Origin of the sequence: Pseudorhodobacter sp., from assembly GCF_034675685.1 — a bacterium.
In the GTDB taxonomy this organism is placed as follows: domain Bacteria; phylum Pseudomonadota; class Alphaproteobacteria; order Rhodobacterales; family Rhodobacteraceae; genus Pseudorhodobacter.
This window is the reverse complement of record NZ_JAUCDA010000016.1, coordinates 119,633-139,461: the sequence shown is the minus strand read 5'-3', so window position 1 is coordinate 139,461 and position 19,829 is coordinate 119,633. Positions and strand designations below refer to the sequence as shown.

Sequence of the window (19,829 nt, the reverse complement as noted above, 5' to 3'; positions counted from 1 at the left end):
TCGACGGCGATGTTTGCGCCAAAAATCATAACCCGACCTCGGCCGCGATGAAATCGGCAATCGCGATTGTATTGTCCAGATGGAACAACGGGCAGTGTGTAACCGGCTGCGCGTTGGAGGCGACGGCGCGGATTGTGGGGTTTTCGGCCGCCAGCAGCGGCTGGCCGGTTTCAAACCGATGCGCCTCTATTTTCGGATGCGGGGCGGATTTATAGCCTTCGATCAAAACCAGATCGGCAGGATTCAGGCAGGTCAGCAGGTCGTCCAGCGTGGGTTCGGCGGCCCCGCGCAGTTCGGTCATCAACGCCCAGCGCACCGGAGAGCAGACCAGCACTTGCGCTGCCCCCGCTTGCCGGTGGCGGAAACTGTCGCGGCCCTCATGGTCGATATCGGTCGCGTGATGCGCATGTTTTATCGTGGAAACGGTTAGACCGCGCGCGGTGAACTCGGTGACAAGCCGCACCATCAGCCCGGTTTTTCCTGCGTTTTTATAGCCTGTGACGCCGTATAGCTTCATGACTGCCCCAATAGTTTTTCAGCCTCGACGATGTCTTCGGGGGTGTTGATGTTGAAAAACGGGTCGAACGGGTGGCTGGAAAATTCGGCGGTGCCAGCGTGGTGGCTATCGGCCCACAACACAATCTTGCGCAGGCCGTTTGCAAGGGCGCTGCGCAGATCATGGCGCAGCGCCGTAGGCCAAAGACCGAAGGTGGGTTGGCGGTGCAATTTGCCCATGGGATCAGCGCTTGCGGCCAGACACAGGCCAGAGGGGCCGGCGTTTGCAACAAGCCGCGCAGCAAGATCAGGCGGAAAGAATGGCGTGTCGGCGGCGGCGGTAAGGATGGCGGGGGCGCCAAGGCTTGCCGCCCAATCAAGCCCCGCCAAAACACCCGCCAAAGGGCCGGGATGGTCAGGCAGGCTGTCGGGCAAGATCGGCAGGTTGAACTCGGCCAGCCGGTCAGGGTTACCGTTGGCATTTATGGCAAGGGGGGCACATTGCGCGCCAAGGCGGGCAATCACACGGTCAATCAGCCTTTGTCCCCCAACCATGCGCAGGCCTTTATCGCCGCCGCCCATGCGGGTCGCGCGCCCGCCTGCAAGGATAACACCCGGCAGCGTCACATTGGGGTATGCCTTAATCATTGCTTGCGCCTTTGCGGCCATGTTTGCGGCCTTCATCGGGCTGCGCATTGGGGTCTGCATCACGGATAAGGCGGCCTTCGCCCGACAAACAGACAAAGCGCTGGCCGCGCATGCGCCCGATCAGGGTAAGCCCGACCTGCCGCGCGATCTCCACGCCCCAAGCGGTAAAGCCAGAACGAGAGGCAAGCGTGGGGATGCCCATAAGCGCAGTCTTGATGACCATTTCCGAAGTCAGCCGCCCGGTGGTGTACAGAATTTTGTCCTCTGCGGTGATGTTATGCTGAAACATGAAGCCGCTGATTTTATCCACTGCATTGTGGCGGCCCACATCTTCCATATAAACCAGCGGCTTGTCGGCCTGACACAGGGTCGTGCCGTGAATCGCGCCGGCCTGCAGGTACAAGGAAGGCACGGTATTGATCTGATGCGCCAGCGCATAAAGCCATGACGTGCGCACAGGGGTTGCAGGCAGGGTCAAACCCTCCAGCCCCTCCATCATATCCCCAAAAACAGTCCCTACCGCACAGCCCGAAGTCCGGGTTTTCTTTTTGACCTTTTCCTCATAGCTGGTTTGGCGCTGGGTGCGGACAACCACAGTTTCAATATCATCGTCATAGTCGATGCCCGTCACCACATCATCGGGGCGCAACATGCCCTGATTGCGCAAAAAGCCAAGGGCAAGATATTCCGGATAGTCGCCAATCGTCATGGCAGTCACGATTTCCTGCGCGTTCAGATAGATCGTCAGCGGCCGCTCCTCTACCACCGACAGGGTCACGATGGCACCCGTGTGATCCGTGCCCGAAATCGCGCGGGTCAGGCGCGGATCGGTCGGATTGGGCAAGATGGGATATGCAGGTATCATCGGGTCCTTTCATCGGCTGCCCGCATCTTGTATGTCCGGGATAGCAGTTGCAAGAGGGCCGCGATGCTGGGCTATGTCACAGGAAAAGAACGCGGCGAGGCTGATGCCGTTTTGGCCGAGGTTGCCGCGCAATTGCGCCGCGATGGCGTTGCCGTCGCGGGCGTGGTGCAGTTGAACGAAGACTTTGACCCTTCACGGGCCTGCCACATGGATTTGCATGTACTGACCGGGGCCGAAGTGGTCAGAATCAGCCAGAACCTCGGGGCTTTGTCGCAAGGGTGCCGCCTTGACGCTGCGGGGCTGGAGCAGGCCGTTGGCTTGGTCGCGCAGGCATTGGCGGCAGGACCGGACCTTCTGATCGTCAACAAGTTTGGCAAGCAAGAGGCCGATGGCCGCGGGTTTCGCCCTTTGATCGGCCAGGCAATGGCAGCCGGGATTCCGGTCTTGACAGCCGTCAATCCGGGCAGTCAGGCCGCGTTTGATTTGTTTGCCGATGGTTTGGCGGTTCGCCTGACCTGTTCGCACGATGAAATTCTGCGGTTTTGTAACGACCAATTGAAGGGCAGACAGTGCCAATAGCCGTACCCCGGCAGCGCCGGATCATCTGCATCGGCGAGGCGATGGTTGAAATGGCGCCAAGCGCGGCGGCAGGCGATTACCGGATGGGCTTTGCCGGGGATACGCTGAATACAGCGTGGTATTTGCGGCATTTGCTGCCAGCCACATGGGCAGTCGATTACCTGACAGCCGTGGGGCAGGACCCGGTTTCGCAACGGATGATCGGTTTTTTGCAAAATGCGGGTCTTGGTACGGCGCATGTGGCACAACTGCCGGGCCGGACGGTTGGGCTCTATATGATCGAGCTGACGGATGGTGAGCGCAGCTTTGCCTATTGGCGCGGACAATCGGCAGCGCGGCTGTTGGCCGAAGATGCGGGCCGGTTGGCGCGCGGATTGACCGGGGCCGGGATTGTGTATCTGTCCGGGATTACCCTGGCGATTCTGCAAGGGGCGGGCCGTGAAACCTTGCATGCCGCCTTGTCGGCTGCTCGGGCGCGTGGAGCGCGAGTGGTGTTTGATCCGAATTTACGTCCAAGGCTGTGGCAGGATAACGCAACCATGTGCCGGGTGGTGATGGAGACGGCAGCGCTGGCAGATATCGTTCTACCGTCATTTGAGGATGAAGCCACGTTCTTTGGCGATGCCGACCCCAAGGCAACTGCCGATCGCTATGCGGCAGCTGGCTTGGTGGTCGTGAAGAATGGAGGGGATAGGCTGCTGACCCGCGACGGCGGGGCCTATGCCCGGCACACCGCAGAGCCCGTGCGCACCATCGTTGATACCACCGCCGCAGGAGACAGCTTCAACGCGGGTTTTATTGCTGCCTGGCTCGCAGGCGGCGATGTGCCGAGCGCAGTACGGGCCGGGGCGCGACTGGCGGCCAGGGTGATCGGGCACCGTGGCGCGTTGTGTGATGTGACCCGGTAGCAGGGCGCGGCCCGCTGGGCGCGGCATAGGCCGGGTGATGCGGCAGCCCAGTTTTGCGCGGCCCATAGCGTTTGGGCCTTGAACAGCAGTTCGCCTTTCACCCGAAACATCACCGGCCACAGAACGCATTTAGCGCATGATCGCATTCACGCAGCGAATCGAGACAGCGTATGCGGTGCATAACGCGTTGCCCAGTCAGAGCGCATCAGGTGCAGGCGCGCGCGCCCATTGTGATTGCTTGGGCGCCACTGATCGTAATCAGGCCCATTGTTGTCTGCCGGGCTTCAGCCATGAACCATTGGCGGATCACACCGGGATAGTGATCGGCCATCACACGCGACCAGTATTCAAACTGATCCGGAGCAAGCGATACCCCATAATACTGCGATTGCGGGCCGTGAAAACCAAGGCGCGACGACCGCGCCACACAGGCATTGGGCAGCCCCAAAAACATCGTGCAAGCCGAGGTGCATTGACCGCGAATTTCAACGCGGGTGCCTGAATTGCGTAGCTGCGCAATTTCGCGCAGGCGATTTTCGACCGAGCCGCCAAGATCATTCCTGACAATCTTGACCGACTGCGCATGCGCCGGGTTGGGCAGCCCTGCCCCCATGGCCAGCACCGTCAGGGCAAGAACGGCAGCCCCTTGCCTTATACGCGATGTCAGGGTGCAGACAAAAGAAGACGCGGCCTGCTTACGCAGGGGATTAAAGATCAACATACCAGATTTCCCACTTTATGAAGGGGCCTTCTGGCCCGGTCATACGAGGACCCACTCCCCGCTGTGGGATAACTATTGCGGGTGGGTGCTTACCATCAGCTTACCGAATTGTGGCTGGATCTGGGCAAGAAGGCTGTGTTTTAGACATGCAAACCAGAACGGCGGCCCATGCAAGCCGCCGTTTTGATCATGTGTTCCGATGGTATTGGTAAGGAAGCCTGCAGCGTTTCGGGGCAAATCCCCAAACGTCACTACCCTGCCGCGCTACGCGCTCTCGGGGGATTGGTCGTCAGTGCTGTAAACATGTTTCCCGAAACGTTTCAGCGGCCGCTACGGCCCAAAACGGCACCAAACGTCTTGAAGATGATCACCAGATCAAGCTTGAACGAGCAGGATTTCTGATAGGCCTGATCCATGGCGATCCTCTCGGCATAGCTGACATCATTGCGCCCGCTGACCTGCCATAGCCCAGTGATACCCGGACGCATGGCAAGATAGGCCTGTCTGGAACTGCCATACATGGCAAGTTCGTCCCGCGGGACCGGACGGGGGCCAACGATGCTCATCTGCCCCAAGAGGACATTCAGCAACTGGGGCAGTTCATCCAGGCTGCTTTTGCGCAGAAACTGGCCAAAGCGCGTGATGCGCGGGTCATTCGTCAGCTTACGGGTAGCTTCCCATTCTGCGCGCGCCTCGGGGTCTGCTTCCAGATGCGCTGCAAGACGCGATTGCGCATCCACCACCATTGACCGGATTTTCCAGCAGCGGAATTCGCGCCCGTTCTGACCAACACGCATGTGACCAAAAAACGGCGCTCCGCCATCCAAAGCAATGATCACGGCACAAAAAGCAATGATCGGCGCAACGAATACGATAGAGACGAGGACGATGGAAATATCAAGAGCGCGCTTTCCAAACCGTTTGAAGTAGTATGCCGTGTCAGCCCGACTTGATGTCTGGTCATGGAAGCGCGGCAGGTTGTAGGATCCCAGCCGCGCTTTCTGTTCAGTGTTCGAAAAATCCTTCATAACCCGCCCCCATAGAAACTTGGGTAAATTCAAGCAAAAATTTACAGTGCCGACAAAAATAGTGGCCGATCCAAAGTCTTTTCCGAACTAACACATTTAGATAGCCGACAATCGCTCAGCTACCGCTAAGCGAAGACGCGACAGCAGCCAGATCCACATCGGAACCTGCCTCCAGATCGCTGGCCAAGGTCTGCAAAGCCTGAACCTGGGCGGGGTTGGTCGAAGCGGATGCAACCGACCGAATGGTGGCAGCCAACTGCACGCGTTGTGCGGGGGGCAAGGACGCTGCTGCGGTTGTTGCTGTACCGGCGATCACGCCAAGCTGTGCGTTGATCGCTGCTGGGGTCAAGCCAGCCGCGCGCAGACGCGCCACCTGCGCAGCAACAACAGCCTGACATGCGGCGGCCGAGGCGCTGCATGCTGCAGAAATTGCGGCTGTGTCTACTGTAAACGTTTGCGCAACGGTCGGCGCAGCCATAAATGTTGCACCGATAAAAAAGGCGCCGGCAACTTGAGCTTTAATATTCATTATAGTCTCCACTTCTTATGACGCAATTGACTTCAAAAAGTCATATTTCGCCTTTATACTTCGAACGCGACCAAACTGAAAGGGACAATTTGACGCGAAGTAAAAACAAATTATCGCCAAGCACGGCTGGTAAATATTAATAAAATTGTATATTCGGCCTAACGTCTCCTTAGTCAATTGATGAACAGATATAGTTCAACGCGCGTTGGCGCGGCCTATTTGTGAATGAGTTTGTAATAGAATGAAGATGTTTGCAGCAGTCTTGGGGCTTGTCGCGGCACTTGGTGCGCTGGCGACTTTTGGCAGGGAATATGACGTCGCGTTTTTCGCCCGCAGTTCCGATCTGGCCACATTTGAGTCGCTGGCATCCGGTGCCCAATTGCCCCAAACCCCGTTCAGTAACCGCGCCATGCGTGAAGTTTTGATGACCTGTGGTGCAGTCCAGCAAGGGCTGCTGTACGCGCTGCAACCCCCCGAGGTGCAAGACCGGGTTGACACAAGCTGCACCCAGATCGCCGCCGCGGTACTGGTGCGCAACCCCACCTATGCCGCAGCGCACACCATCGTCATGTTTTCCGCAAAGGATTCGGCAACTATCATCCAATCCCTGATCCGGTCACAGGCCACGGCCCCACGAGAGGCGTGGCACGCCAAGCTTCGGCTGCGCAAGGGTCTGCCCTTGTATGACAGCGCAAATACCGCCGCCAAACGCGCCATCGAATCGGATATCGCCTTTCTTGTGCAGTCATTCGGCGGGCGTAGCTGGCTTGCCCGCTTGTACAAGGATAAAATTGCCCAGCGTCCGGTCATCGTTCGGGTTGTCGAACAGCGCCCCAATGATGAGCAGGTGGCCTTTCTGAGGGAGGTCAGGAAACTTGACCAAAATTAATTTGCAACCTGCCGCGCGGATACAGCCCATGATTCGCGTCGATGCTGCGGCGCCTTTGAAAAAACGTACCCGAGGCGCGCGCCGTTATACCCGTCTGAACGCGGTCACAGGCTGGCTTTTGGTTCTGCTGGTGCTGGTCAGCGCGATTCCGGTTGCGTCAAACCGTCCGGCGTGGTGGCTGATATGGACATTGCTGTTGGGGATTGGCGCCTGTGCCTACATCTTGCGGGCGCAAACCCTGATGGGGGAAAGCGCAGGCTTCAAATCACCGAATTCAAGATGTTTTTCGGCCTGGCTTTGTTGGTCCCGGTCTATGCGATCGTGCAATTCATGCCTTGGGCCGCCTATTTTCCCGCCGCCTTTCAGGCACTGCCCGCGCTGCCGCCAGACGTGATACGGCCTGACAGCCTGTCCGTGATGCCGGGGGCGTCCTTGCTGGGGGCAATCCGCGCCGTGGGGTTCCTGGTGTTCCTGATTCTTGTGATCGAGGTCGGCACCATGCCTGAGCGGATTCACAGGTTGGGCCTGTGGCTGATGCTTGGTATTTTATTGCATGGGTTGTTCGGTCTTGTCTCATTGCGCCTGCTGGACGATTATTCGTTCTGGGGCACGAAAGACGTTTACCAGGGCATGCTGACGGGCACCTTCGTCAACCGCAATTCCATTGCAACATTCCTCGGCTTTGGCCTTGTGCTTGGCGTGGCCTATGCCATGACGCGGGCGCATCAGGCAACGCTGGCAGAACCCGACCGGGGCTATAAGACGTTTCTGACGGCCAAAAGGCTGGAGATTCTGGGCCTGTGGCTTGTTATCGTGCTTTTGGCCGTGTGCATCTTGTTGACCCAGTCGCGGATGGGCCTGGTGGCTACGGGTTTGGGGGCCTTCGTCACCTTTATTGTGCTGCGCGTGACGTTCAAAACCAGCGCAAAGCGCATTCTGCTGGAGGCAGGCGCGGCAATTCTGTTCCTGTTGCTTGGCCTGATTCCCTATGTTGGTGCAGGCGTGGTCGAGCGGGCTATCTTCACTCTGGCCCAAAGCTCGGATCGGCTCAGCGTTTACCTGCAGTCTTGGGGCATGATCCAAGACCGCCCGCTGACCGGGTTTGGGTATGATGCCTTTGCCCCCGCTTTTGAACTGTATCGCGCAGACCCGCTGGTCGCAGACCGCTATGTCGACCTTGCCCATAACACCTATCTTACCCTCTGGGCCGAACAGGGCTTTATTATCGGCAGTATTCCCATGATATTGATAGGCTGGGCCGTCATCATGATCATAGGCCGTCTGCGCAGCAATGAAGGCGATGTCGCCATGAATGCCGCGGCGCTTGGCGTTATTGCACTTGGGGCCAGCCATTCGCTTTTCGATTTCAGCCTTGAGATGCCCGCCAATGTCTATTGCTTCCTGTTGATCATCGGGTTGGCAATCGCCCGTCCACGGATCAGCAACGGTGCCACTGACAAGGCAGTCGAAATTCCCGGAGGCGATACCGCGCTACCGGGCCGGGGCCGTGGCGCGGCATGACCATTTTGCAAAGACTGTTGCGGCTTGCCAAGCGTTCTGTGCCTGCTGAAACCGTCGGGATCCCGACATTGGATCCGTTCGACGGGCCAGTCTATGCAGTGGGGGATGTGCATGGCTGCCTGTCGCTTTACACCGAACTTGAAGCAGCGATCCTGCAAGACAGTGCGCATTTTGACAGCCCGGCGACGATCATCTTGTTGGGCGACATGGTGGACAGGGGCACCCAAAGCGCACAGGTCATTGATCATTTGATGCGGCGGCTGCCAGTGGCGGCCAAGCGGTTGTGCCTGATGGGGAATCATGAAGCGATGATGCTGCGCTATCTGGCAAACCCTCAGGCCCATGCCGATTGGCTGCACGTTGGCGGCTATGAGACCCTGGCATCTTACGGGCTCGGGCTGGACATCTCGACCCTCATGGCAATGAGCGCGCGCAAGCTGCAACAGGCTCTGTCAGCCCATCTGCCCGAAGATCACCTTCAATTCTTGCGTGATTTGCTGCCTGCAATCAGGGTAGGTCCTTATTTGCTTGCCCATGCAGGGGCGGATGCGACCGCACCGCTGGCCGCGCAACCGTTGCAGGCTCTGATCTGGGGCAGTGCGGGCCGCGTGCCCCCCGAAGGGCTGACATTGGTTCACGGCCATTTCATCACCGATCAGCCTGATTGCGGGCCAAACAGCATCGGCATTGATACCGGCGCCTATGCAACGGGTCGGCTGACCGCGCTGAGGTTGGCAAGCGGCCACCGCCCTGCAGTTTTCACAATACGTCAGGATAGTGCTTTTCAAGACCTCAAAGTTTATGGTAGCAGCCCGTGATTAACCTTCGGGCCCCAGAACACTGCTGGGAATCTGGTTTTAGAACGGGTTATTGAGCGTGCGTCTATTTTCGCGTGATTAACCTATCAATGACGTAATTTGGCGGCGACTACGCTTTTTTTATCAGGATGAAGCCTTTGCAAAGCACAGAAATTGATCTGAACGAAATGCTTGGTATTTTGCGGCGGCAAAGCCGTTTGATCCTTATCACCCTCATGTTGGTTTTGCTTCCTGCCATCGCCTATCTTTTGGTGGCAACGCCAATGTATCGGGCGACCTCACTGATTTCGATTGATGCCGGTGGGTCGAATTTGCTTGACCCCGGTAGTGTTGAAAATAGCCAAAGTGCTATCCTGAACTCTCGCGTTGATGGTGAGGTGGAGGTGCTGCGCGCAGATGCCACCGTGATGGCAGTGGTAGAAAAGGCAGATTTGATCAACGACCCCGAGTTTGGTCCGAAACTTGGCCTTGGGCAAAAAGTAAGTATCGCACTGGGCATCGAGTCAATGGGCAATCGCTTGCGGCAAGCGGTTGGTCTGCGCCCCAAAGAAGACGCCGGCAGTGCCGCTTTGGTCAGCAATACCATCACCAAGCTGAAAGCGGCCACCGACATACGTCGCCGAGGCCTGACCTATCTGATTTCTGTCAGCGCAACGTCCGAAAACCCGGAACGGGCGGCGGCCATTGCGAACGCCTATGTCGAAGCTTATATCGCGCGTCAGGTGATCACGAAAAGCGCCTCGATCATCGCAGCGCGCGATGTGCTGCAAAGCCAGACGCGCATTGCCCAGGTGGAGCTGACCCGGCTTGAAAATGGGCTGAATACCTTTATCGACGACAATCTGGCCCGGTTTGAAGAAGAAAGCAACAGCACAGCCATCGCGGCGCTGCGCCAACAACTTGAATCCGCCAAGTCCAGCAAGGTCAAAAGCATTGAAACCCTTGCGAATGCCCGCGATGCTGCGGCCCGTAACGACTGGGTCACCGCCGCCGCCGCCCTTGGCGATTCCGCGCTGGAAAGCCTTGCACGCGAACGTCAACAGTTGGAGAATCGGCTGCGCGGCGCGCAGACCGGGTCACAGGGCCAGGTTGATCTGCAAAATGCGCTTGAGTCCTTGGAAAAAGACCTGAATCAGCGCCTTACCCAGGCACAAAGCACCTTCGAAGCGCAGGTGTCCTCGATCACAGAGGCTGAAACCCGTGCGCGTGAGCAGATGCGTGAAGCCTTGCTTAGTTCTGACATGTCATCTTCGGTGATTTCGGATCTGTTCAACTTGCAACAATCAGCTTCGATTGCGCGCAACCAGTATCAGCAATTGTTGGCACGGGTGCAGGATTTGAACGCGATGGCGAATGTGCAGATTGCCGACGCACGCGTCGTCTCCGAGGCATTGCCACCCATTTCAGCCGCATCGCCGAACAAAAAGCTTATCATCGCGCTAGCGGCTGCCACCGCCATCGGCCTTGGCATCGTCATCGCCTTTTTGAATGAATATTACATCGGCGGCGTAAGCTCTGCCGCCCAGCTTGGCAACGTGATCCAAGTCAGTGCGCCTATTGCTGTGCCTGCCCTTACGCTGGACCGCGGCGACAGGCTGCTGGCCGATGACATCGTGGCGCAGCCATTGTCACAATACGCGGAAAGCTTTCGAAAACTGCGATTGGCAATTGATTCGACCCTGCATCACGGGATCAAAGAGCGCGGCCTGACGCCAGAGGCCTTGAAAAAGGGCAAGGTCATCTTGATTTGCTCAGCCTTGCCCGGCGAAGGCAAGACAACGACAGCAATCGCCCTTGCGCGCACCTATGCGATTGCAGGCAAGCGAACCCTGCTGATCGACTGCGATCTGCGCAAACCATCGGTTGCTAAGTATTTTGACCTGCCGCAAGATCATGGGCTGATCGACTATCTGGTAACGGACGCGCACGAAAACGAGCCGATTGTCAAACCGATTCTAGATCCAATGTCGGAATTGGAGGTAATCTCGGCGGGGGCCCGCAGCAGTCGGCCAACGGATCAATTGATCAACAGTCCAAAATTCACTGCGCTGATTGATGCTGTCCGCGATTTCTACCACGTCATCGTGCTTGACAGCCCCCCTCTTTTGCCAGTCGTTGATACGCGCTATCTGGCGCAGACCTGTGACGCCGCAATCCAGGTCGTGCGCTTCGCCAACACCACGCAGGGTGAGGTCAGGGATGCCGCCAATCAGGTCCGGGAATATCTGGCCCCAGGGGTGAAGCTTTTAGCCGTATTGAACCGTCAGGATAAAGCAGCAGGCAAACTTAGCGGCTACGGCAGCGCCTATTCCGGCTATTACGGCGATCCAAACAGCTAAGGCGTTTCGCCTGAAGTTGAAAACCCAGTTTGTGGCGCCCGTGTTTGAAACATCCGCCGCATCTGCCAAAACCATAAGGGCAAGGCGCCGCGACAACTCGCGGCGTCTTTGCATTCAAAGACCGAGGCAAGCGCATCTGGCCCCATTTGCTGATTATCTGTGCCGAGGGTTTGTTACACCCGGCGCTGTGGCATGGTGTTGGAATAGATGTGAAGCGCGTCAAGGTGCCGGTCGGCCCGCTGAAGCGCCTCTAGCGCCGCTTGCCGGTCACTGGCCGCAAGCAAACCGCAGAGCACCTCTGACACGGCAAGCGCGGGGGCCAGCGTGTGAAAAAAGCTTTGGCTTTCCGTCGCGCAAAGAATCGCGACCTCCGATATGGCAACAAAGGGTGAAACCTCGCTATCGGTAATCGCAATCACGGTCATGGCCTTTTCACGCGCCATTGCCGCCAGTTCCAGCGAATACTGTGTGTAGGGATTGATGGAAATCACAAGCAACACGTCGCCCTCTCGGGCGCGCAACAGCCCATCTGCACCAGTGCCGGCGGGCCCGTCAAGATGCTCGGTCTTTTCGCCCAAAAGCGTCATGACATAGTGAAAATGCCACGCCACAGAATGGCAAGATCGCATCCCAAGCACATAGATCCGCCTTGCGCGCCCCAGATGATCGGCGGCGGCCTGCAGGCTTGCCAAGGACCGTGCCTCGCTTAACCGGGCAATCTGGGCGGCACGGCTTTGCAGCATTTCATAGGCCAAAACGCCCGCTTCGCTGTGACTCGCCGCTTCACTTTGCCCGCCCGGATTGCCCGTCTGCTGCCCCATTGCGCGGGCGGCAAAGCCATCGGCATGGGTGCGGATGGCGGCGGCATAATGCGCGCGGATGTCGTCATAGCCTTTCAGGCCAAGAAACTTTGCCAGCCGGGTCATGGTAGCTGGCTGCAAGCCCGCATTGCGCGCCAGCCGCCGCATCGACATCAGCGCGACATCCTGCGGGTTTTCCAAGACATAGCGCGCCGCCTGCTGAAGCTGCGGCGACATCGCATCAAAATCACGGACAATCTGGTCTTTGAGGGATTTTCTGTGCAACATTTGAGTCATCCCCGGACTTGGCCTTTGGCAGTTTTGCCACAAAATCTAACATAGACCAGTAAATAATCGCAGCAAATCTTCGATACGCGTTTGTCTTGTATGATTCAAATGGAACCAGCGGTCAAATATGATTCACTTGGGGCCAAACCTAACCTGATAAAACAAATGTTGCAATTTATATCATTTCTGCCAAGGTAGCACCCACCGCATCAGGAATTGGGTGCATTTTGACGCAAGAGGCCACGAATGACAAAACTTCTTCACCGTTCCATCGGCGCTAGCCTTCCTCGGGCGGTTGCGGGCCATGGCATTACCATCACCGACAGCCAAGGACGGCGCTATATTGATGGGTCGGGCGGCGCGGCGGTCAGTTGCCTGGGCCATAACCACGCCGAGGTGCTGGAGGCGATGCAGGTGCAAATGAACGCGCTCTCTTATGCCCATACCTCTTTCTTTACCACCGACGTCGCCGAAGAACTGGCAGAGCGGCTGGCAGCCTTGGCGCCAGACAGGCTTGACCATGTTTACCTGGTTTCCGGCGGGTCAGAAGCGGTTGAGGCTGCGCTGAAAATGGCACGGCAGTATTATGTTGAGATCGGCCAGCCGCAGCGCCGCCACATCATTGCACGGCGACAAAGCTATCACGGCAACACCATCGGCGCGCTGGCAACTGGCGGCAATGCGATGCGGCGGGCGCAGTTCCAGCCGATCCTGCCCGAAACGCATCACGTCTCGCCCTGTTATGCCTACCGCGACCAACAGGTGGGCGAAAGCGCCGATCAATATGCGGCACGTCTGGCCGATGAGCTGGAAACGAAAATCCATGAATTGGGCTCGGATCAGGTCATGGCCTTTGTCGCCGAGCCGGTTGTCGGGGCCACCTTGGGCGCGGTGCCTGCCGTGAAAGGCTATTTCAAACGCGTGCGGGAAATTTGCGACCGCTATGGCATCTTGTTGATTCTGGATGAGGTGATGTGCGGCATGGGCCGGACTGGCACCCTCTTTGCCTTTGACCAGGAAGGCGTGGTGCCTGATCTGGTGACGGTGGCCAAGGGCTTGGGCGGCGGGTTCCAACCGATTGGGGCCGTGCTTTTGTCGCGCAATATCTATGCGGCGTTTCGTGATGGCTCTGGCCTGTTTCAGCATGGCCATACCTATATCGGCCATCCGATTGCGGCAGCCGCGGCGAATAAGGTGGTTGAAATCATCACCCGCGACGGGATGATGCAGCATGTTCATGATATGGGCGACCGGTTGCAGGCAGGGCTTGAAACGGCTTTGGGGCAATCGCCTTTTGTGGGTGATATTCGCGGCCGCGGCTTGTTTCGAGGGATTGAGATTGTTGCGGATAAAGACAGCAAGGCCCCCTTTGATCCCAGCCTGAAAACCTATGCCAAGATCAAGAAAGCTGCGATGGCCCGCGGGCTTTTGTGTTATCCGATGGGCGGCACCATAGATGGCGTCCGGGGCGACCATGTTCTTTTGGCCCCCCCCTATATTTGTACACCCGATGAAATCGACCAGATCGTCGAACGTATCGCGGCAACAATAATCGAAGTTACGGTGGCGCAATGACACATTCTCAATCACCTTGCCCGCCCGTGTCAGACGCCGACTGGCCAAACCAGATTTCCGATTTGCGTGATGGTTTCGCAGGCGCGCTGAACGTGTATCGCACGATGGCCCATCACCCCGCGTTGTTACGGGCCTGGGCACCGCTGCGCCAGCATATAGTAAAAGACAGCCACCTCGGCCCGCTGCGCGCCGAGGTGGTCATCTTGCGCACGGCGGTCCGTCTGGGGTCACATTATGAATGGTCGCATCACGTCAGCCGCTCGCGTGCGCTGGGGATGAACGATGCGCGGATCGCAGCAATTCGCATGATGCCAGAGGGGGAAGATGGCCTGATCGTTCGTGCCGTCGATGCCCTCATCGACACCAAGCGTTTGACGCTGGCGCAAGAAGCGGAACTGGCGGCGGCTATCGGCCGCGAAGCGGTGATAGACTTGATAGCGACCGTGGGGTTTTATGCGGTCTTGGGTTACCTGCTCATGACCTATGAAACGCCGCTTGATGCCGATATCGCCGCAGAGATGCTGGCCAAGCCGCTGGCATGATCGCCCGCCTTTCTTGCAGGCGTCTTGGTGTTGGCGCTGCGCCTCGGGCTTGCTGTGTTGCAAGGCCAAGGCTGCAACCAGCTCTGGTTTCCGGCCGCATAATCGCCTAAGCGGTGAAAGAGCTTGAAAGAGGTATTGCGTGAAAAAGATTGACCTGCCCGAGAGGCCAAACTGGCGTGAACATGCACAGGAGGTTGGCTTTACCTTTGCCGACATGCACGGAGAACCCTATTGGGATGAAACCTCGGCCTATGCCTTGTCGCTTGAGCAGATCGAGGCAGACATCGAAGACCCGGCGACCGAGCTGCATGCAATGTGCCGCGAGGCGGTTGCGCAGATCATCACCAGCAAATCGCTTATGGACCGCCTAGCCATTCCAGAGGCCCACCGCGACCTTGTTGTGCAAAGCTGGCATCAGGGCGACCCCGAAATCTATGGCCGATTTGATCTGGCCTATGATGGCAAAGGGCCTGCCAAGCTGTTGGAATACAACGCAGATACGCCTACCTCGCTGTATGAAAGCGCCGCTTTTCAGTGGCAATGGCTAGAGGATCAACTGGCCGCTGGCGTGCTTGCCAAGGGCTGCGACCAGTTCAACGGCATCCACGAGGCGCTTGTCGCGCGGTTTGCGGCAGTATTTGCCGCCGATACCGATCTGCATTTCACCGCCAGTGCGGGCAACGTCGAAGACTACGCCACGGTAGAGGCGATGGCCTGGGCCGCGCGTGAGGCGGGCCTTGGCGCGCATTACTGCGACCTTGAAAAAATTGCGGTCAGCAAAGACGGCCAGTTTCTGGATGATGAAGACCGGGTTATCGGCGTGCTGTTCAAGCTTTATCCGTGGGAAGACCTGTTCCGGGATGACTATGCAAAGCATATCGCCACATCCGGCTGCCTGTTTTTGGAACCGGCCTGGAAGGCGGTCTTGTCCAACAAGGGGCTGTTGCCTGTATTGTGGCAAATGTTCGAAGGGCACCCCAACCTTTTGCCCGCCTTCTTTGAACAAGATATCAGCGACAGATTGGCAGGTCGCGGCGCGGCTGCGCCCGATGTCGCCGCCGCCTTTGGCCGCGCCGAGGCGCAGCTTATCGCGGGCCATGTGCGCAAACCGATCCTGTCCCGCGAAGGCGCGTCCGTCTCGATCTTCAAACAGGGCGAAGTGATTGAGGCGGCGCAAAACAACGACTATGCCGAACATCCGCGCATCATCCAGGCCTATCAGCCCTTGCCGCAGTTTGACGGCTTTCGCCCGGTGATTGGCGCGTGGATCGTGGGCGATACCTGTGCCGGCATTGGCATCCGCGAAGACCGCTCGCGTATCACCCAGGATTTGTCCCGCTTCAAGCCGCATTTTATTACAGCGTGAAATGGGCTAGAAGCGCCACTGAATTGGACCGCAAGGAAGACCTGTCATGACCAAACGCTCTAAAACTGTCGCCCTCACGATTTTTGGCGCCGCAGCCTTCACACTTGCCGGCTGTCAGGAAGAACAGGTCGATGCCTCGGCCTTTCCCGATCTGCAAAGCTGCATCAGCGCGGCCCAGAATGGTGGCATGTTTACAGCGCAAGAATGTGACACCGCCTTTGCCGAAGCTGCCGCTTTGCATGTTGAAGCGGCGCCGCGCTATGACAGCCTGACCGTCTGCGAAGAGCAACACGGTGCCGGTGCCTGCGGCTCTGAGGCGACGGCCACGCAAGGCGGTTCGGGCGGTATTTTCATGCCGTTGATGATGGGCTACCTGATCGGCAACATGCTTGGCGGGCGCGCGGGGGCAAAGGCCAGCCAACCGCTGTATAAAGCCCCGAACGGGCAATACACAAATGCCGCACGTTCCAGCACGTTTTCCAGCAATTCGGGTGCGACAAAGCTGGGCACATCCCAGTTCGCCCGCCCTGCCGCGACTGTCGGCAAACCGCCAATGACAAGCGCCACCGCCTCATCACGCGGGGGGTTTGGCAAGGCGGGTGCGGGACGCACGGGCCTTGGCGGCTAGGGCAAATTGCATTCATAGCCACGCCCCCAAAGGCGCCAACCCTGCCTTGGGATAGTGGATGAACACGTTAATCTGACCGCGCGCAATACGCATTCAGCCAGCAGCGTGCCGATAACATAAGCCCCGGCAATGCCGGGGCCCTGAAAGCGCCGATCACAGCGCAAGGCTCAGGCGCGGCGGCGCTAGCCTGGGCTTTTCTCGACCTTATCAGCCCCGAACATCCGCCGCTTGTTCCCTTTCGCCATCAGGAACTGCGCATCCGAGCGCGAGATGAGTGTGTAGAACATTGGCACCACGAAGAGGGTAAAGATCGTCCCGATAAGCAACCCGGTAAAGATGACCAAGCCCATTGTCTGCCGCGCTGCCGCCCCAGCCCCGTCTGCCAGGATCAGCGGTACAACGGCCAAAGCCATCGCGGCAGTTGTCATCAAAATCGGCCGCAGACGGGTTTTTGCGGCAAATACAATCGCCTCGCGCCGGGTCATGTTATTGTCGGCCCGCTGCTGATTGGCAAATTCGACCATCAGGATTCCGTGCTTGGTAATCAAGCCGATCAGCGTGATCAGGCCAACCTGCGAATAGATGTTCAACGTACCAAGCCCAAGGTTCAGCGGTAAAATAGCGCCAAAGATCGACAGCGGCACCGACATCAGAATGATGAACGGGTCACGGAAGCTTTCAAACTGTGCCGCAAGTACAAGGTAAATCACGATCACCGCCGCCGCAAAAGCAAAGAGAATGGTATTGCCCTGCGCCACTTCCAGCCGCGACTGGCCGGAGTATTCGATAAAGAAGCCATCCGGCAGCACTTCGCGCGCGATTGCCTCCAACTGCGCCAAACCTTCGCCGGTTGAGGTGCCGATCATCGGCAACGCGGTCAATGTGGCCGCATTAAGCTGGTTGAACTGCTCGATTGACGCCGCACTCGCCCCGGTTTTCACCGACACGACCGAGGACAAAGGCACCAAGGCACCGCCGCCTGAGCGCACAAAGAACTGGCCCAGACGCTCGGGGTTATTGCGCCACTCTTGCGGCACCTGCGTAATGATATCATAGCTGTTGCTGTCCAGATCAAACTGGGCCACAGCATTGCCCCCAACCAACAGGCCAAGCGTCGTTCCAATATCAGAAATCGGCACATTAAGCGCGGCGGCACGCTCGCGGTCGATGGTCACCGTCACTTGCGGCGCATCAAAGCTAAGCGAATTCTGCACCACAATAAAACGGCCCGATGCCATCGCTTTTTGCCGAATCTCATCGGCGATTTCGACCACACGTTCCGGCGCATAGATCGACTGGATCACCAGCGACACCGGCAATCCGCCGCCCGCACCCGGCAAGGTTGGCGGCGCAAAAACAAAGCCTTGCACCCCGGTATTCGTATTCAGTCTTGCCTGAATATCTGTCTGAATCTCTGCCTGACTGCGGGACCGGTTTGCCCAATCTTTCAAGGACCAGATATAAATCCCGGTATTCTTGGCCCCACCAAAGCCCGCGATGGAAAAGCCCAGATCGACCTCCTCAACCCCGGCTGTCGCCTGCGACACCTGATCAATATAAAGCGATGTGTAATCGGTGGTCGCATAGCGTGGCCCGTTCAAAAATGCGAAAAGCGCGCCTTGGTCTTCTTCGGGGGCAAGTTCGGTCTTGGTATTCAGAAACATGAAACCCGTCGCGCCCAGCAGGGCCAACACCATGATGAAGGTCACAGGCCGGTAATCAAGCGAGGATGACACCCGGCGTTCATACCAGTTGGAAACCCTATCCGAGGTGCGGTCGACAATGCGCTGAAAACGGCTGGGGTTATCATGGCTTAGCAGACGTGCGGCCATGCTGGGCGTGATCGTAAGGGCCACGATGCCAGAAATGACAACCGCCCCCGCCAAGGTCATTGCAAACTCGGTGAACAGGCTGCCGGTTAGCCCGCCCGTAAAGGCAAGCGGCGCCAGCACAGCGGCCAGCGTCAGGGTCATCGCGACAACGGGGCCTGCAATCTCTTGCATACCCTTGATCGAGGCCGCTGCTGGCTGCATCCCCTCTTCAATATGGCGGTGAATGTTTTCCACCACCACGATCGCGTCATCCACCACCAGGCCAATCGCCAGAACCATCGCCAAAAGCGTCAGCAGGTTGATCGAATACCCCATCGCCAAAAGCACGGTACAGACCCCGATCAGCGACAGTGGAATCGTTACCACCGGCATCAAAACCGACCGGAAAGAGCCCAAAAACAGGATAATCACCACAACCACAATCGCCACCGCTTCGGCGATTGTCTTGAACACCTCATAGATAGAGGCGCTGATGGTTTCCGTGGAATCATAGACCAGATCCAGCGTCATGCCTTCTGGCAGGCTGGCGTTGATCGCGGGCAATTCGGCCAGAACCGCCGAGGCCGTAGTCAGAGGGTTCGCGGCAGGCGTGGCGGTGATGCCGATAAACGTGCCGCTCTTGCCGGCGAAGGTGATGATTTCGTTCGGCTCTTTCGAGGCAAGTTCCACCTTGGCCACATCACGCAGCCGGATCACACCACTGGGCGAAGTGATCAGCGGCAGCGCACCAAAGGCTTCGGCGGTTTGCAACGTCGATTCAAGGCTGATCGAATAGGTCACATATTCGTTTTCGGTTTTGCCCGGCGCCGACAGGAAGTTCGAGGCGCGAATAGCGGCCAACACCTCGCCCGCCGTGACTTTGCGGGCCGCCAATTGCAGCGGGTCGATCCAGACGCGCATGGCGTAATTGGCCGCACCGATGATCTGCATTTCCGCGACGCCGTCGATGGTCGAGACTCGTGGGCGCACCACGCGTTCCAGATATTCTGTCAGCTGCTCGGCCGTCATATTCGGGTTTTGCGCGGCCAGATACATCAATGCAAAGGTTTGCCCCGTGCCTTTGCTGATGATCGGGTCTTCGGCAGCAGCGGGCAGCTTTCCCCGCACTGACTGCACTTTGGACAGCACTTCGGTCAGCGCCGCATCGGAATTGGCCCCCAATTGCATCTTGACCGACACGACCGAGGCCGAGGGCCGGGATTGGCTGCTGACATAATCAATCTTTTCTGTGGTCGCCACCGCTGCCGCAATCGGGGCGGTGATAAAGCCCTGAATAAGCTCGGGCGCGGCACCGGGATAGACCGTGGTGATCGTGACCACGGTTTCCTCGACTTCCGGATATTGACGGACCGGAAGGCTGAAGATGGATTGCAAACCCAAAAGGATGATCAAAGCCGCAAGCACTGAGGACAGAACGGGCCGACGAATGAAGATTTCCGAAAAATGCATGGCTGACCT

Annotated in this window: 18 protein-coding genes; 10 read left to right on the top strand and 8 right to left on the bottom strand. The window is 58.0% G+C overall.

The window, feature by feature from the left end; genetic code table 11:
- Positions 1-25: 25 nt before the first annotated feature.
- From mobB to VDP61_RS12080, 3 genes are read right to left on the bottom strand one after another with little or no spacing between them, the layout of a single operon-like run.
- A complete protein-coding gene (gene mobB / locus VDP61_RS12090) occupies positions 26-517 on the bottom strand; it encodes a molybdopterin-guanine dinucleotide biosynthesis protein B (protein ID WP_323007138.1) in 492 nt (163 codons plus the stop codon).
- Positions 514-1,143, bottom strand: coding sequence for a molybdenum cofactor guanylyltransferase MobA (gene mobA, locus VDP61_RS12085; RefSeq protein WP_323007137.1), 630 nt, complete (start codon positions 1,141-1,143; stop codon positions 514-516). Before mobA ends, mobB begins: the two co-directional genes overlap by 4 nt.
- Positions 1,136-2,008 (bottom strand): formate dehydrogenase accessory sulfurtransferase FdhD, encoded by an 873-nt coding sequence (locus VDP61_RS12080; protein WP_323007136.1) that lies wholly within the window; start codon positions 2,006-2,008, stop codon positions 1,136-1,138. Before VDP61_RS12080 ends, mobA begins: the two co-directional genes overlap by 8 nt.
- A gap of 63 nt (positions 2,009-2,071) precedes the next feature.
- Between VDP61_RS12080 and VDP61_RS12075 the strand changes: the two genes are divergently transcribed.
- Together VDP61_RS12075 and VDP61_RS12070 are read left to right on the top strand one after the other, a co-directional pair.
- A complete protein-coding gene (locus tag VDP61_RS12075; RefSeq protein WP_323007135.1) occupies positions 2,072-2,587 on the top strand; it encodes a DUF2478 domain-containing protein in 516 nt (171 codons plus the stop codon).
- The gene (locus tag VDP61_RS12070) at positions 2,578-3,495 is read left to right on the top strand and encodes a sugar kinase (protein ID WP_323007134.1); all 918 of its coding nucleotides are present in this window, start codon (positions 2,578-2,580) and stop codon (positions 3,493-3,495) included. Before VDP61_RS12075 ends, VDP61_RS12070 begins: the two co-directional genes overlap by 10 nt.
- 205 nt (positions 3,496-3,700) lie before the next feature.
- On the opposite strand, the gene VDP61_RS12065 is transcribed toward VDP61_RS12070, so the two are convergent.
- From VDP61_RS12065 to VDP61_RS12055, 3 genes are all read right to left on the bottom strand, one after another.
- Complete coding sequence (locus VDP61_RS12065; protein ID WP_323007133.1) at positions 3,701-4,216, bottom strand: hypothetical protein; 516 nt, start codon at positions 4,214-4,216, stop codon at positions 3,701-3,703.
- Between the two features lie 320 nt (positions 4,217-4,536).
- Positions 4,537-5,244 (bottom strand): sugar transferase, encoded by a 708-nt coding sequence (locus VDP61_RS12060; RefSeq protein WP_323007132.1) that lies wholly within the window; start codon positions 5,242-5,244, stop codon positions 4,537-4,539.
- Positions 5,245-5,359: 115 nt separating this feature from the next.
- The gene (locus VDP61_RS12055; protein ID WP_323007131.1) at positions 5,360-5,773 is read right to left on the bottom strand and encodes a hypothetical protein; all 414 of its coding nucleotides are present in this window, start codon (positions 5,771-5,773) and stop codon (positions 5,360-5,362) included.
- A 247-nt stretch (positions 5,774-6,020) separates the two neighbouring features.
- Here VDP61_RS12055 and VDP61_RS12050 point away from each other — a divergent pair, with 247 nt between their 5' ends.
- The 4 genes from VDP61_RS12050 to VDP61_RS12035 all read left to right on the top strand — a co-directional run bounded on the left by VDP61_RS12050 (position 6,021) and on the right by VDP61_RS12035 (position 11,340).
- Complete coding sequence (locus VDP61_RS12050; protein WP_323007130.1) at positions 6,021-6,662, top strand: hypothetical protein; 642 nt, start codon at positions 6,021-6,023, stop codon at positions 6,660-6,662.
- A 279-nt stretch (positions 6,663-6,941) separates the two neighbouring features.
- The gene (locus VDP61_RS12045; protein ID WP_323007129.1) at positions 6,942-8,183 is read left to right on the top strand and encodes an O-antigen ligase family protein; all 1,242 of its coding nucleotides are present in this window, start codon (positions 6,942-6,944) and stop codon (positions 8,181-8,183) included.
- Entirely contained in the window at positions 8,180-9,001 is an 822-nt protein-coding gene (locus VDP61_RS12040; protein WP_323007128.1) for a metallophosphoesterase, read from the top strand. Before VDP61_RS12045 ends, VDP61_RS12040 begins: the two co-directional genes overlap by 4 nt.
- 137 nt (positions 9,002-9,138) lie before the next feature.
- Complete coding sequence (locus tag VDP61_RS12035) at positions 9,139-11,340, top strand: polysaccharide biosynthesis tyrosine autokinase (RefSeq protein ID WP_323007127.1); 2,202 nt, start codon at positions 9,139-9,141, stop codon at positions 11,338-11,340.
- 173 nt (positions 11,341-11,513) lie between these two features.
- On the opposite strand, the gene VDP61_RS12030 is transcribed toward VDP61_RS12035, so the two are convergent.
- Positions 11,514-12,428: a MurR/RpiR family transcriptional regulator gene (locus VDP61_RS12030; protein ID WP_323007126.1), complete on the bottom strand. Its 915-nt coding sequence runs from the start codon at positions 12,426-12,428 to the stop codon at positions 11,514-11,516.
- Positions 12,429-12,674: 246 nt separating this feature from the next.
- On the opposite strand from VDP61_RS12030, the gene VDP61_RS12025 reads away from it, so the two are divergent.
- The 4 genes from VDP61_RS12025 to VDP61_RS12010 all read left to right on the top strand — a co-directional run bounded on the left by VDP61_RS12025 (position 12,675) and on the right by VDP61_RS12010 (position 16,539).
- A complete protein-coding gene (locus tag VDP61_RS12025; RefSeq protein WP_323007125.1) occupies positions 12,675-14,003 on the top strand; it encodes an aspartate aminotransferase family protein in 1,329 nt (442 codons plus the stop codon).
- Positions 14,000-14,545 carry a carboxymuconolactone decarboxylase family protein gene (locus tag VDP61_RS12020; protein WP_323007124.1) on the top strand — a complete coding sequence of 182 codons (546 nt, stop codon included), beginning with the start codon at positions 14,000-14,002 and terminating at the stop codon, positions 14,543-14,545. The genes VDP61_RS12025 and VDP61_RS12020 overlap by 4 nt, the downstream gene beginning before the upstream one ends.
- 139 nt (positions 14,546-14,684) lie before the next feature.
- Positions 14,685-15,911 (top strand): glutathionylspermidine synthase family protein, encoded by a 1,227-nt coding sequence (locus VDP61_RS12015; protein ID WP_323007123.1) that lies wholly within the window; start codon positions 14,685-14,687, stop codon positions 15,909-15,911.
- 46 nt (positions 15,912-15,957) lie between these two features.
- Positions 15,958-16,539, top strand: a complete 582-nt coding sequence (locus VDP61_RS12010) for a DUF1190 domain-containing protein (RefSeq protein ID WP_323007122.1) — start codon at positions 15,958-15,960, stop codon at positions 16,537-16,539.
- 182 nt (positions 16,540-16,721) lie between these two features.
- Here VDP61_RS12010 and VDP61_RS12005 read toward each other — a convergent pair whose 3' ends face one another.
- Positions 16,722-19,820 carry an efflux RND transporter permease subunit gene (locus VDP61_RS12005; RefSeq protein ID WP_323007121.1) on the bottom strand — a complete coding sequence of 1,033 codons (3,099 nt, stop codon included), beginning with the start codon at positions 19,818-19,820 and terminating at the stop codon, positions 16,722-16,724.
- Between the last annotated feature and the right edge of the window lie 9 nt (positions 19,821-19,829).